The 13,636-nt window shown below is 38.7% G+C and carries 12 protein-coding genes; 6 read left to right on the forward strand and 6 right to left on the reverse strand.

All coding sequences use genetic code 11. From position 1 onward, the window contains the following. Window positions 1-145 precede the first annotated feature (145 nt). The gene (gene dinG / locus GWI59_RS10895) at window positions 146-2,260 is read left to right on the forward strand and encodes an ATP-dependent DNA helicase DinG (RefSeq protein WP_161724629.1); all 2,115 of its coding nucleotides are present in this window, start codon (window positions 146-148) and stop codon (window positions 2,258-2,260) included. A 64-nt stretch (window positions 2,261-2,324) separates the two neighbouring features. On the opposite strand, the gene dps is transcribed toward dinG, so the two are convergent. After that, window positions 2,325-2,831, reverse strand: a complete 507-nt coding sequence (gene dps, locus GWI59_RS10900) for a DNA starvation/stationary phase protection protein Dps (protein ID WP_006537560.1) — start codon at window positions 2,829-2,831, stop codon at window positions 2,325-2,327. A 275-nt stretch (window positions 2,832-3,106) separates the two neighbouring features. Continuing rightward, on the reverse strand, window positions 3,107-4,000 hold the full coding sequence (gene rhtA, locus GWI59_RS10905; RefSeq protein ID WP_115065189.1) for a threonine/homoserine exporter RhtA: 894 nt from the start codon (window positions 3,998-4,000) through the stop codon (window positions 3,107-3,109). A gap of 323 nt (window positions 4,001-4,323) precedes the next feature. On the opposite strand from rhtA, the gene GWI59_RS10910 reads away from it, so the two are divergent. Then, window positions 4,324-4,902, forward strand: coding sequence for a TIGR00730 family Rossman fold protein (locus tag GWI59_RS10910; protein ID WP_006537557.1), 579 nt, complete (start codon window positions 4,324-4,326; stop codon window positions 4,900-4,902). A gap of 9 nt (window positions 4,903-4,911) precedes the next feature. Beyond that, window positions 4,912-5,376 (forward strand): GNAT family N-acetyltransferase, encoded by a 465-nt coding sequence (locus GWI59_RS10915; RefSeq protein WP_072062868.1) that lies wholly within the window; start codon window positions 4,912-4,914, stop codon window positions 5,374-5,376. Between the two features lie 91 nt (window positions 5,377-5,467). On the opposite strand, the gene GWI59_RS10920 is transcribed toward GWI59_RS10915, so the two are convergent. The 3 genes from GWI59_RS10920 to moeA form a co-directional block, all read right to left on the reverse strand. Next, window positions 5,468-7,168: an amidohydrolase gene (locus tag GWI59_RS10920; protein WP_006537555.1), complete on the reverse strand. Its 1,701-nt coding sequence runs from the start codon at window positions 7,166-7,168 to the stop codon at window positions 5,468-5,470. A gap of 268 nt (window positions 7,169-7,436) precedes the next feature. Next, on the reverse strand, window positions 7,437-8,204 hold the full coding sequence (gene moeB, locus GWI59_RS10925; RefSeq protein ID WP_161724632.1) for a molybdopterin-synthase adenylyltransferase MoeB: 768 nt from the start codon (window positions 8,202-8,204) through the stop codon (window positions 7,437-7,439). A 4-nt stretch (window positions 8,205-8,208) separates the two neighbouring features. Next, on the reverse strand, window positions 8,209-9,450 hold the full coding sequence (gene moeA, locus GWI59_RS10930; protein WP_072062865.1) for a molybdopterin molybdotransferase MoeA: 1,242 nt from the start codon (window positions 9,448-9,450) through the stop codon (window positions 8,209-8,211). Between the two features lie 219 nt (window positions 9,451-9,669). Between moeA and GWI59_RS10935 the strand changes: the two genes are divergently transcribed. The 3 genes from GWI59_RS10935 to yeiB all read left to right on the forward strand — a co-directional run bounded on the left by GWI59_RS10935 (window position 9,670) and on the right by yeiB (window position 12,810). After that, window positions 9,670-10,833, forward strand: coding sequence for a YbfB/YjiJ family MFS transporter (locus GWI59_RS10935; RefSeq protein ID WP_072062864.1), 1,164 nt, complete (start codon window positions 9,670-9,672; stop codon window positions 10,831-10,833). A gap of 153 nt (window positions 10,834-10,986) precedes the next feature. Further along, window positions 10,987-11,646 (forward strand): GTP cyclohydrolase I FolE, encoded by a 660-nt coding sequence (gene folE, locus GWI59_RS10940; RefSeq protein ID WP_036938265.1) that lies wholly within the window; start codon window positions 10,987-10,989, stop codon window positions 11,644-11,646. Between the two features lie 12 nt (window positions 11,647-11,658). After that, complete coding sequence (gene yeiB, locus GWI59_RS10945) at window positions 11,659-12,810, forward strand: DUF418 domain-containing protein YeiB (protein ID WP_161724634.1); 1,152 nt, start codon at window positions 11,659-11,661, stop codon at window positions 12,808-12,810. On the opposite strand, the gene sanA is transcribed toward yeiB, so the two are convergent. Further along, on the reverse strand, window positions 12,807-13,538 hold the full coding sequence (gene sanA / locus GWI59_RS10950; RefSeq protein ID WP_072062862.1) for an outer membrane permeability protein SanA: 732 nt from the start codon (window positions 13,536-13,538) through the stop codon (window positions 12,807-12,809). The two genes, yeiB and sanA, sit on opposite strands and share 4 nt — an antisense overlap. Window positions 13,539-13,636 lie beyond the last annotated feature (98 nt).

Here is a 13,636-nt window from a genome sequence, read left to right on the forward strand (position 1 = left end):
AATTAATAATCCATAACAAAGCTCAATAATTTCGAGGTGTTATCCATTCTTTGATGAAAAAGGAGAGCAATCGAAGGTAACTACTGATTTTTATACAGTGTTATGAGACAATGGCGCCTTTCTTAAAATCAGTTGCAGAGTGGTTATGTCCCTTTCTCAATCAGTTAAAAATCAAATAAGTCAGTGGTATAAAGCCCTACCAGATCATATTGAAGGGTTTATTCCGCGTGCGCCACAGCGTGAAATGATTGCTGAAGTAGCTAAGACTTTTTCTGATGAAATGGGACGTCATTTAGTGATAGAGGCCCCAACTGGTGTGGGAAAAACACTCTCTTATCTTATTCCGGGTATTGCCATTAGTCGTGATGAGAAAAAACCACTGATTATCAGTACGGCCAATGTGGCGCTGCAAGATCAAATTTATAGCAAAGATCTGCCATTACTAAAAAAAATCATTCCTGATCTTACGTTTACAGGCGCTTTCGGTCGGGGGCGTTACCTATGCCCGCGTAATTTAGATGCGATTTGTGCAACAGAAGGTGAGCAAATTGACTTAATGTTTTTGCTTGAAGATAAAGTTGATGTTGCGACGAGTGCAGAAAGAGAAATTTGTCGAGAGCTCAAAAATGATTTCACTAGTTTTGGTTGGGATGGTTTGCGTGATCACCATAAACGCGCACTAACAGACAGTTTATGGCGCAAAATCAGCACGGATAAAATGAATTGCTTAGGGCGTAATTGCCAATATTATCATCGCTGCCCTTTCTTTATTGCACGTCGTGAAATTGATGAAGTAGATGTAATTATTACTAATCACGCTTTAGTGATGGCGGCAATGGAAAGTGAATCCGTATTGCCTGATGCTAAAAATCTGCTTTTGGTGCTTGATGAAGGGCATCATATTCCTGATGTTGCGCGAGATGCACTTGAAGTCGAAGGGGAAATAACCTTAGTTTCCCTTAATAATCAGCTTGATAATATCACTCGCCATGTTAGTCAGTATTTAGCGCAATTTATCCCTGTAAGACCACCTAAATTGGCTGATCCTATTCGTTTTGATGCTCATATTGCTAAGTTACGTGAGGCTTATCAAGAGGTTGATACCTTTACGCGTACGTTATTACCAGAACGCAGTGAACAAGATGAATATCTCTTTCCGTTAGGTGAATTACCTGAACAATTCCTGTTAAGTTGCCAGACATTATTTAAGCTAACGGATGGTTTAAAAATGCTGGGTGAAGCCATTTTAACTGATTTAACAGAACGGACAGCGAAAGAAGATATTGTGCGTTTACATCGTGCTATTTTAACGACGAGTAGAATGGTGGGATATTTAGAGAATATGGCAAAATTGTGGCGTTTAGCTACATTAGAACAAACCTCAAAAGCACCAGTATCCAAATGGTTAACTCGCCGTTACGATAAAAAGCAGTCTCATCTCTATTTTCATTGTGCGGGTATTCGTGTCAGTGAACAACTGACACAATTGTTATGGAAAAATATCCCGCATGTGGTTATTACCTCTGCAACCTTGCGCTCGTTAAATAGCTATTCTCGCATTCAAGAATTAACGGGGCTGAGTGAGCATTTTGATGATCGCTTTATTACGTTATCTTCACCTTTTGAACATAAAGATCAGGGTAGATTAGTTATTCCTAAAATGCGCTATGAACCGACAATGATTCATGAGCGCGAACATTTAAAAGAGATGGCGCGTTATTTTCGTCAAAGCATGGAAGAGAATAACCATCGAGGGCAATTGGTTCTATTTAGTAGCCAACGGGCAATGGAAGGCTTTTTAGAAGAAGTGAAAGACTTACGTTTATGCTTATTGGTACAAGGGGATCAGCCTCGTTATAGATTAGTTGAAACACATTGTAAGCGCATTGATGCAGGTGATAATAGTGTATTAATAGGTTTGCAATCTTTTGCCGAAGGGCTCGATTTAAAAGGTGATTATCTAACGCAAGTGCATATTCATAAAATTGCTTTTCCGCCAGTGACGGACCCGGTGATTGTGACAGAAGGTGAGTGGCTTAAATCGCTGAAACGTTATCCTTTTGAAGTGCAGAGCTTGCCAAGCGCATCGTTTAATTTAATTCAGCAAGTTGGGCGTCTTATTCGTAGTCATCATTGCCACGGTGAAATTGTGATTTATGACCGACGTCTGTTAACTAAAAACTATGGTTCACGCTTATTAACGGCACTGCCTGTTTTTCCTATCTATCAGCCGGATATGCCGAAAGTAAAAGATAAATAAAAAAGACTACCTAAAGAAAGAGAGGTAGCCTTTTAACGTCATAATTGTAATTTTTTATTAAGAATTAGTTCTCAATATTGGCTTCAATAAACCATAAAAATTTATCAAGATCACGCGATGCAGCCGTAAACATATCGGCGGTATCTTCGTCTTCAACTTCGTCAATGGCTTTACGAATATCATTAGCAACAACAGCATAACGATCAGCCAATGCTTTTAGGTGATCTTGTACATCATGGATATCCAGAGGATAAGCTTTTAAGGGGGTTTTCTTACTCACCACTTGTGCAGTGCCTAATACTGTGCCACCTAATTGGACAACACGCTCTGCAAACTCATCAGTGTGCTGATTAATGGTATCGCGGAAGCCGTCAACCATCTCATGAACAGAAATAAAGTTTCTACCACGCATATTCCAGTGCGCTTGTTTTGTGATGAGAGATAGGTCGATAAACTGTGTCACCATCTGTTGCAGTAACTCGATAGCGTGTAGTTTTACGCTGTCATCGAGATTATTACGGGTATAAAGCAGGCTTGAAGGTGTGGATTTGACTAATTTAGCAGTACTCATAATCGTTCTCCCTAAATAATTAATAACTTAATATCTTAATTTCTGTTAATTATGATAGTGAATTATTAATGGTTAGTCTTATCGATTGATACTATTAAATTGATAGGTCATCTATTTAAAAAAATCTAATCTATCGAAATAGTCTATTTAGGGTAAGACAATGAACGAAAAATAGCAATGATAGGTCAGTAAAGTTATTATTTAATAAGTAAAAAGGATCATATGATCCTTTTTAAATTAATATTTATTTTTACTGAGTAAAATGAGTTAAATATCTATTTTACTTCCTCAATTTTAGTTTTACTTTTCATGGTTGTTGTTGAACCAATAGAAGCTAAAACAATAAAGGCTAAGGCAACCCATTGTATTAGCGTCAAATGTTCGTGTAAGAAAATAATACCAATAAAAGCACCCATACATGGCTCTAAGCTCATTAAAGTACCAAACGTTTTAGCTGGTAAACGTGTAAGAGCAATCATTTCTAATGTATAGGGGAAAGCGGTTGATAAAATCGCAATGGCTAAGGCAATAGGTAAAATAGACCAGCTAAACATAATATCAGGGCTACTTTGTAACATACCGATAGGTACGAAAATAAAGGCAGCAACTAATGAGCCAATTGAAACTGTTGCCGCACCATAGCCTTTTCCTGCACGTTGTCCGAATACGATATATAATGCCCAACCTACACCCGCACCCAACGCATAAAGCATACCAAGCGGATCAAGACCATCATGGATATTATCACCAATAGGGAGCAATAAGCCCAAACCCGCAATCACTAAAATTATCCATAAAAAGTCGATAGCTCTACGTGATGAAAACATTGCAACGGCTAAAGGGCCTGTAAATTCAAGGGCGACAGCAATCCCTAGCGGAATAGTTTCAAGTGCGAGGTAGAAAAGGTAATTCATTGCCCCTAAAGATAAGCCATATAAAAGCAGTGGCATAATCGATTCTCGAGTGAACTTGAGTCGCCACGGTTTAAAAATAAAAAAGAGGATCAACGTACCCAATAATAGACGTAATGCCGTTACAGCTGGGGCTCCAATAACAGGAAATAGGCTTTTAGCAAGGGATGCGCCACTTTGAATTGAAAGCATAGAGAGAAGCAAAAGAAGCACGGGATAAAACACCTGTAATTTAGCTGAGTGCCTGGCTGACAACATCCTATAAAACCTCGTCAATAATCAATCGTATGTGTGCTCTGTTAAAAGCTAACAAAGGATCGCATAATATAAAGTAAAATTACCCGCTTTAATATAGCTATTCATTAATAAATATTTTTTATTTTAATTTCGTTTAGTGAGATTGGTTAAAATATAAATTAATTTATATTTAATAAAATAACTTCTTATGAATATAAGTATTAATAATGGTTAAAAATATATATGCGATAAAAAGCGTAAAAACATTTTTTTTAACCTTTTTTATTAAAAGCACCTTCAGTATAATTCCAAACTCGTTTTAACTAGCTAAAAGAGAATAAAAAATGAATAAAATAAAATCTATCGCAGTGTATTGTGGCTCTAGTTTAGGTGCTTCACCTATTTATAAAGAACAGGCCATTATTTTTGCCAAAGAGCTGGTTAAACGTAATATCACCTTAATTTATGGTGGTGCAAGTGTAGGAATTATGGGCACACTTGCCGATACAGTATTAGCTGAAGGCGGAAAGGTGATTGGCGTTATTCCTACGTTATTAGAAGGGCGTGAAATATCTCATAAAAATCTGACTGAGCTGCATATTGTTGAGACTATGCATCAGCGTAAAAGTAAAATGATAGAACTGGCAGAAGGTTTTGTCGCTTTACCTGGTGGTTTTGGTACATTAGAGGAGTTTAGTGAAGTCTTTACATGGAGCCAAATTGGTTTGCATCAAAAACCATTGGGCATACTTAATATCAATCAGTTTTATTCACCATTATTAATGATGATTGATAAAATGGCGGACGAACAATTCTTACATGAAAAATACCGTAATATGGCGATTGTGGAACAATGTCCTATTCAATTATTAGATAAATTTGAAACATATATTGCACCTCCAGTAAAAACCTACGACAAATAAAGGTAAAAAATGATAATAATAAGAAAAGCGATTTTGTCTGATGTAGAAGAAATTAATGATCTTTACTCCCATTTATTTAATGAAATGGCTAATTTACAACCCGATCGATTAAAACCGGGTAAGCAAGATGAAGCTTTTATTATTAATGGAATAAAAAATAATAAGTTTCATCTTTTGGTCGCAGATTTAGATGGCAAAGTGGTTGGATTTAGCATTGCGCAAATTCAAGAAACACCTATGTTTAACTGCTTGGTTCAACGTAAATACGCTTATATTTACGATATTATTGTTGACCCTTCCATTCGTAGCCAAGGCGTAGGTAGCTTGCTATTAACAGCAATGAAAGAGTGGGCCAAATCGGAAAAAATGACTCATCTTGAGTTATCTGTATTAGCTGAAAACGGTGCGGCTAAACGTTTTTACCAGCGTGAAGGATTAAAAGAAGTGAGCACAGTGATGGGCATTGCTTTATAGCAGAGCCAATTTACGTTAATTCTCATAGGATTAAGTGCGCAGATAAAAATAAACCCGCTTCAATGGCGGGTTTATTAATTATATTATTCAGCTAAATTGTGGGTTTCCCCGCAATGATCGTACACAATACCCTGACATTTTCAACATCTTCTGCCGATATTTCAAACAGGTTTCTATCTAATACAATAAAATCGGCAAACTTTCCGACTTCTAATGATCCAATTTGCCTATCCATATCCAAAGCTTCTGCCGCATTAATGGTGGCTGCACGTAAGACTTCCACTAATGTTAGATTACGATCGTTATCAAGGCGTGGACTTGTTGCATCTTTTTGGCGAGTCATCGCAACTTTAAAATCATACCATTCATTAAGTGGATCAATTGGCCAGTCGCTACCAAAAGCTACCGTGACACCCGCATCTATAAATTTCCCTGCTGTTTCCAAATAGTCACAGCGAGATTTACCGAGCATTTCAATATCTTTCTCGATATTGCTCTGATCGACAGCCGCCCATTGGAAAGAGAGAAAAGGGTAGGTTTTTAATTGTGTAAAGCGCGCGTAATCTTTTTCACACATCAATTCATTATGCGCAAGCCCCGGTCTAATGTCTTTCTCAGGTAAGACTTTACGCATTTCACTAATAGCATCCAGTGCTGTACTGATTGCACCTTCAGCAACAGTGTGAATATGGGGATGATAACCCGCACGAGCAATTTCTGTTATTAATGGCGTTAAGATTTCAGGTGAAAAATAGAGATCACCAATATGTTCAGAGTCTTGCCAATGTGGCGTATCGTCAGTGCCAACATTAATACGATATGGTGCATGTAAGCGCGCTGTCATAATCGGAGCTTGTAATACACCATCAAGGAAAAGTTTGATATGACGGATCGCAACACTGGGTTGAGCGCCATTGCTGATTTGATGCCATTGTGAAAAACGAGTTGCAGCATGGCGTACAGCGTTTGGAATATCATCAATAGATGGCACATCATCTGGCGTAATTTCAACAGCATTTTCAACACGAAGGGTCAGCTCACCCGTGTTTCTTAATTTATTAAAGGCGCGTAATTGAGGCTCACCCACACGCGCATCCATAATAGTGGTTACACCTTGTTTATTTAATCGTTTTTGAACATGACGGGCGATTTGTAGGTTTTGTGCTTCAGTGAGGGGTGGCAAGCTATCAATAGCTTGCATTGCAGGTGCATCTTCAAGAATACCGATAGGCGTTCTATCACTATCACGTTCAATATTTCCATCAGGGGGATCGGGCGTTTCTGCAGTGATATTTAACAGCGCTAAAGCGCGAGAATTAGCAAGAACACTATGGCAATCACTAGAAAAGAGTAAAATAGGACGCGTCGTTTTTAAGGTATCAAGGTGATAACGTGTCATTTGCACACCTTCCGGTTGCATGCCTTCACGATACCATGCAGAGACTTTTAGCCATTCGGTATCATTATCAATAAAGTTTTCATCAAGGTATTTTTGAATACGCGATAAAATGTCATCGATAGAGAGTGATTGATAATCAAGATGGCAACCAGCTAACGTTGCACCTCCCCAGAAAGGGTGCATATGCGCATCAATAATGCCCGGCATGACCATTCTTCCCTGCAAATCAATCTGCTCAGTATTTTCATTACAGTAAGAAAGTAGCGCCTCTTTTTTACCTGAAGCAATAATTACACCTTGGCTGATCGCGATAGCATCAACAATATTGTTATTATGATCAGCGGTATAAATAAGTCCGTTGTAATAGAGAGTGTCTGCAATTTGAAATGTCATTCTTCTACCTTGTATTGCTTTTTTAGCACGTAGAATGCGTGCTTAAATGATTATTCTGCTTATAGGGTATCCTGTTGCGTTTTGACGCGGGCGGTCATAGTAGAATTAAATCAGAGTGAATACTATAAGCTTGTTACATCGACGTAATGAAAAATATGATTTATAGGACGATTAAAATATTTAAAAAACAGATTAATAGCTCTATCTTTGAAAGGCGATAAGGTAAGTTTAAATAGGTTAGACTTACCTTATTTAGAATAGAAAGTGGTTAGTTGTCTGGTAAATTGGCAGAACACACTTCGCAATGTGGGTTTTTGGGTAATTTGAACTCACGAAATTGCATTCGCATTGCGTCAAACATCAATACCTTACCATGCAAATTTTCACCGTAGCCAGTAAGTAACTTTATTGCTTCAACAGCTTGTAATGTACCAATAGTACCCACAACAGGTGCCATTATGCCTGCTTCAACACAACTTAAAGCGTTATCGCCAAAAAGATGGCTCAAGCAACGATAGCAAGGTTCGTCATCTTGGTAAGTGAATACGCTGATTTGACCTTCCATTCGAATAGCTGCACCAGATACTAGCGGTTTTTTCTGATGAAAGCAGAGGCGATTAAGTTGCTCGCGTACTGCCACATTATCCGTACAGTCCATTACGATATTATGTTGGCTAATAAGTTTAGCTAAAGCCTCATCTTCAAGTAATGCATCAACGGTTTCTATTGTGACATGAGGATTAATTGCTTCTAATGTTGCTTTTGCAGAGAGCACTTTGGGTTGCCCAATCGTCGCATCACGATGAAGAATTTGGCGCTGAAGATTAGAAAGGGAAACTGTATCAAAGTCTAATAATGTGAGTTTTCCTACACCTGAAGCTGTAAGATATTGCGAAGCACTACATCCTAAGCCACCTGCACCAACAATCAAAACAGAGGCACTTTTCAGCGCCTCTTGGCCATCAAAATCAAAACCCCTTAATACAATCTGGCGATTGTAGCGCAGTGTTTCTTCATCGGTTAATTCGATACTCATAAAACTATTCACTTTTTAGTAGAGAATTAAATAGCTCGATTGTGACCGTTTCACCCGCTGCCACTTTACCGCGCTCACGTTCTAAGACGATAAAGCAGTTAGCCACACTAAAGGAGCTGTAAACGTGTGAGCCTTGGTGACCAGAAGTGTCTACTTGCCATATACCCTCCGCATTAATACTTGCGATACCACGTTGAAAATCAAGACGACCCACGGATTTTTTCAATGGAGATTGTGCAATAGCTTGGAAACGTTGTGGTGCTTTCCAATGGCTAAATCCTGATAAACGAGCGATTAAAGGTTGGACTAATTGGTAGAATGTCACAGTTGCCGAGACTGGGTTACCCGGCAAACCGCAGAACCACGCATTGTGCAGATGACCAAAGGCAAAAGGTTTGCCTGGTTTAATCGCTAATTTCCAAAAACCAATTTCACCAATTTCATCAAGAATTTGTTTGGTGTAATCGGCTTCGCCCACAGAAACACCACCACTGCTGATCACTAAATCTGCTTCTTGATCAGCCTTTTTAAAAGTTTCACGCAGTTTTTCCGGTGAATCAGGAATAACACCTAAATCTAAGACTTCACATCCTAGTTTTTCAAGCATTAAACGTACCGCAAAGCGGTTGGTATCATAAATTTGGCCTGCTTTTAATGGCTGACCAATGGTTTGTAATTCATCACCTGTTGAGAAAACGGCAACTTTTAAACGTCGATAAACCGGTACAGAGGCGATCCCTAAAGAGGCGATTAATGGCAATTGTGCTGTTGAGAGCTTAGTGCCAGCAGGTAATACAATATCATTTTCTTTAATATCTTCACCAATACGGCGAATATTTTGGCCTTTCTTAGCGGGTTGTGAAAAACGAATACCATGTTCAGTGACTTCTGCTTCTTCTTGCATAATGACAGTATCAACACCAGCAGGAACCATTGCCCCTGTCATAATGCGTACACACTGACCAGCAGGAAGCTCTCCTTCAAAAGGAATACCAGCGAATGATTTTCCTGCCACTGGAAGAGGAGTTTGGGGAGCTAAGTCAGCGTAACGAAGTCCATAACCATCCATTGCAGAATTATCAAAAGGCGGAACATTTAGTGGAGATGTAATATTTTCACTTAAGATATAATCGGCTGCATTATTTAATGGGATGTTAAGGGTATCGGTAATTGCCAGCGGTTTTTCAAGTAGTTTTTCTAGCGCTTCATCAAGAGATAATAAACCGCTCACGTGACATTGACTCATCATATACTCCAAGATCTATCTAAATGTTCTGTTTTATTTCATGATACTAATCTATCACGATGAGCATCATCATGTCAGAGATCATCTTGTGACTAGAAAGAAATGAAACGTATCATTGCAAAAATGTTAACTGTCTGGGGTTAATATGTTGCTTGTTCTGTTATTAATGAACAGCACATTTAAAATGTATAAAACGATAAAACAAAATAATGGATATCAATGAATACTTCAAATCACCAAAGTCATTCAGCGCAAGCTTTTCATATCGCGTTTAGTGGTTTTCTTGCTTTAGTTGTTGCAATGGGGATAGGACGCTTTACTTTTACACCACAAGTGCCGTTGATGATTGCAGAATATCAATTAACGCTGACAAGTGCGGGGATTGTCGCTGCATTTAATTATCTTGGTTATCTTGCTGGCTCCTATGACGCGATGAAAGCCGTTAAAGGTGTGGGATATCGCTTGTGGGCTGGTCTTTGGGGGGCGGTGATAATTACGCTACTGTCTGCATTTTTAAATGATGCATTTACACACAGTATTGCACGCTTTTTTATTGGCTGGGCAAGTGGTTGGACGTTAGTGCTAGTGGCTTCATGGGCAAACGAATTACTCGCTCGTCTTAATCGACCGGCATTAAGCGTTGCTGTTTATGCAGGAACAGGCGCAGGCATATTTATTAGCGGTATTCTTGCTGTGTTAATTATGAAATGGCAAATGAGCGCGACGGCGGGATGGTTAATTTATGGTTCACTTGCTTTTATTTGTGCAATATATGTCAGTTATCACCTTCCTAAACCTTGGGCGATGAGTCGAGAAGAAGTAAAAGTTGCACCTTTAACACTGACACCAGCAATGAAAAAGTTAATTTGGGGTTATACCTTTGCGGGGTTTGGTTATATTTTACCAGCTACATTTCTTTCTCAAATGGCGGCAGAACGCTTTCCAGGAAGCTTAATTGCGCAATTTGTTTGGCCTGTATTCGGTGCTTCTGCTGCATTATGTATTGGGATCGCTATTTTAACGCGTAATGTATTAAATACACAGTTACGTTTAGCTATTACGCTTTGGTTACAAGCATTAGGTATTTTGATTGCAGAGTGGCTCCCGACAATAACAGGGCTTGCGATTGGCGCTTTCTTAATTGGTGGCGGTCTTATGTGTGCAGTACAACTGGCTTTTTTACGAGGTAGAGAATTAGCGCCCGATCACGGGCGTTATATGGCGGGTTTACTCACCACTTTTTATGCTATTGGGCAATTAGTTGGCCCTGTCATTTCTTCGCTTTCAACGGCATTAACCGGAAAATTAGAACCTGCACTTTATGTCGCCTTTATTGTGTTGATCATCGGTGGTTTTCTGGTGTGTTTAAAAGAGAAAAATTAGGCTTAATCTAAAAATAGTTCATACAAAAATGCAATAAGTTCATAACGAAAAATGCGGTATCGCTGGATAATGTGATTCATGTCATCTAAAGTGTAGGCTGTTGTCGCTGACAGCGAAACAGATACTTAATTAATGTGTTTATCGGAGAGTCCAATGTCATCATTAAGTAAAGAGGCGCAATGGGTGCACGCTGCGTTAGTTGAACGCGGTTTAGAAACGCCTCTTCGTGAATCAAAGCTATCTCCAAGTGAGAGTAAACAGCAAATTGAACATCATATGACAGAAGTGATGAAGCTGTTAAATCTGGATTTAAGCGACGATAGTTTAGCTGAAACGCCTCGTCGTATTGCTAAAATGTATGTTGATGAAATTTTCTCAGGATTGGATTATCACAACTTCCCAAAAATCACACTAATTGAAAATAAAATGCAAGTTGATGAGATGGTGACAGTACGAGATATCACATTAACCAGTACTTGCGAACATCACTTTGTTACTATTGATGGCAAGGCGATTGTGGCTTATATACCAAAAGATAAAGTGATTGGTTTATCAAAAATTAATCGTATTGTGCAATTTTTTGCTCAACGCCCTCAAGTTCAAGAACGCTTAACACAGCAAATTCTTATCGCATTACAAACATTACTAGGCACAAAAAATGTGGCTGTTTCTATTGATGCGGTTCACTATTGTGTTAAAGCTCGTGGTATTCGTGATGCAACAAGTGCAACTACAACAACCTCGTTAGGTGGGTTATTTAAATCAAGTCAAAATACGCGTCAGGAATTTTTACGCGCTGTTCGTCACCTTTGAGATTTCAAATAAATGAATGAATCGTCTCATCAACGTATCGAAGCACTTGATGCGTTGAGAGGAATGGCGATCCTTGGCATTTTATTGCTCAATATTTCAGGTTTTGCTTTATTAAGAGTGGCTTCATTTAATCCGTTACATTCGGGGGAAGTCTCTTTTGGTGATCGTATAACATGGATGGCATTAAATCTGTTTGCCCAAGGTAAGTTCCTCTTTATTTTTGCATTACTATTTGGTGGTACGCTTTACCTGCTACTACGTAAAGGAACGCGCTTTAATTTATCGCGGCTCGTTGTACTGGCATTGATTGGGGTTATTCACACATTATTTATTTGGGAAGGTGACATTTTATTTCCATATAGTATATGTGGTTTATTTGTTTTTGCGTTTATCAAATCAATGACGATAAAAAACCAATTTATATTGGGAGCGATACTCTATTTTTGTGGCGCACTTATTCTAGGTGTGTTGTTTTATTATTATCGTGATTTTATTGATACCGTTTGGTACAGCACACCATATTCCCAATTGGCTGAATCAGATTGGAAAACAGGGCCTTATTTAAATAGTGTTTATTATCGTTTAAATGAGCTAACTCTGTTTGTTTTTAATCTTGTTCGTCAATACAGTTGGTTTTTGTTCGGTGCAATGCTGATGGGATCAGCATTAATGGCATCAGGTTGGTTGCAGCAGAAATTTAGTCGCGCTCATTATGGTCGTGTAGCACTTTATTTCCTCACAATAAGTTTAAGCTTACAGACGATTATTGTACTGGTGGATTATTATCTTGATTGGGATTACCGCTGGGCGGCTATTTTAGCACAACCTTTAACGATGCTGATCCAAGTGGTGCAAAGCTTGGGGTATATTGCGCTGTTTTATTGGAGTTGGAATACAATGCGTCACTCTTATTTTGCCTATGCTTTACGTTGTGTAGGAAAAATGGCGCTAACGACCTATTTAATGCAAAGTCTTATCGGCATTATCCTGTTTCAGCGGATGGGATTATTTAATCAATTTACCTTAGCTGAACTGATGCCTTTTGTTGTCGTTATTTGGGCAATTAACATTGCTTTTGCCGTAATTTGGCTACGCTATTTTCCACAAGGTCCAATAGAGTGGATTTGGCGTAAATCAGCCTCAAAATTAGCGCAATTCTTTTAGATTTTCTCGTTATTGTTGTTACTTAGAGGAAGTGATTCAACTTCCTCAGGTAAAACTGCGGGATATCCTTTAATGCCATCAGGAATAGATTGTATTGCGGGGATCGTTTCTGGTGGTCCTAAAAAGCGGGGTTCGCGGTTTAGAATATAAACATCAATCATTGCTCCGGCTCTTGCAAACACTTCGCGTACACGTACTTTAAACATGCTTTTGGGGGATGCAACCGCAAAGCATTGTGCATCGATTCCTTTTTCTAATGCGATAAAAACAGCACGTTCACAGTGAAAACGCTGAGTAATAATGGTAAATCCATCTGTACCAAACACCTCTTTTGTTCGTACAACTGAATCGAGTGTTCTGAAGCCCGCAAAATCCATCACAATACGAGAGGCAGGAATGCCTGCTTTAATGAGATCTTTACGCATTGTATTTGGCTCATTATAGCTATGTTTTGCATTATCACCGCTTAATAATAAATATTGGATCTTACCACTGTTATAGGCATTAACTGCGCCTTGGATGCGATATTGATAAAATTGATTAATGTAACCGCTGGTATAATATTTTGATGTGCCTAACACCATACCCACTTTTTTAGCGGGCAATGTATCCACATCTTCAAAGATATAAGGATTAGTTTTCCAGCCAATCCAACGATCGCAGGCAATCAAGATGACTGCAAGCAACATAAAAAGTGTGAGAAAGAGATAAATGAGGCGTTTTAGCATGTCCTTGCCTTAATGACGCAAATAAAGAATGACTTTCATAATGCGTAAGGCTACTTGAGCAGGAATAGGGAAGCAAGAAAAAAGCGCCTCATATTAAG

Source organism: Proteus sp. G2673 (assembly GCF_009915125.1).
Classification (GTDB): Bacteria; Pseudomonadota; Gammaproteobacteria; order Enterobacterales; family Enterobacteriaceae; genus Proteus; species Proteus penneri.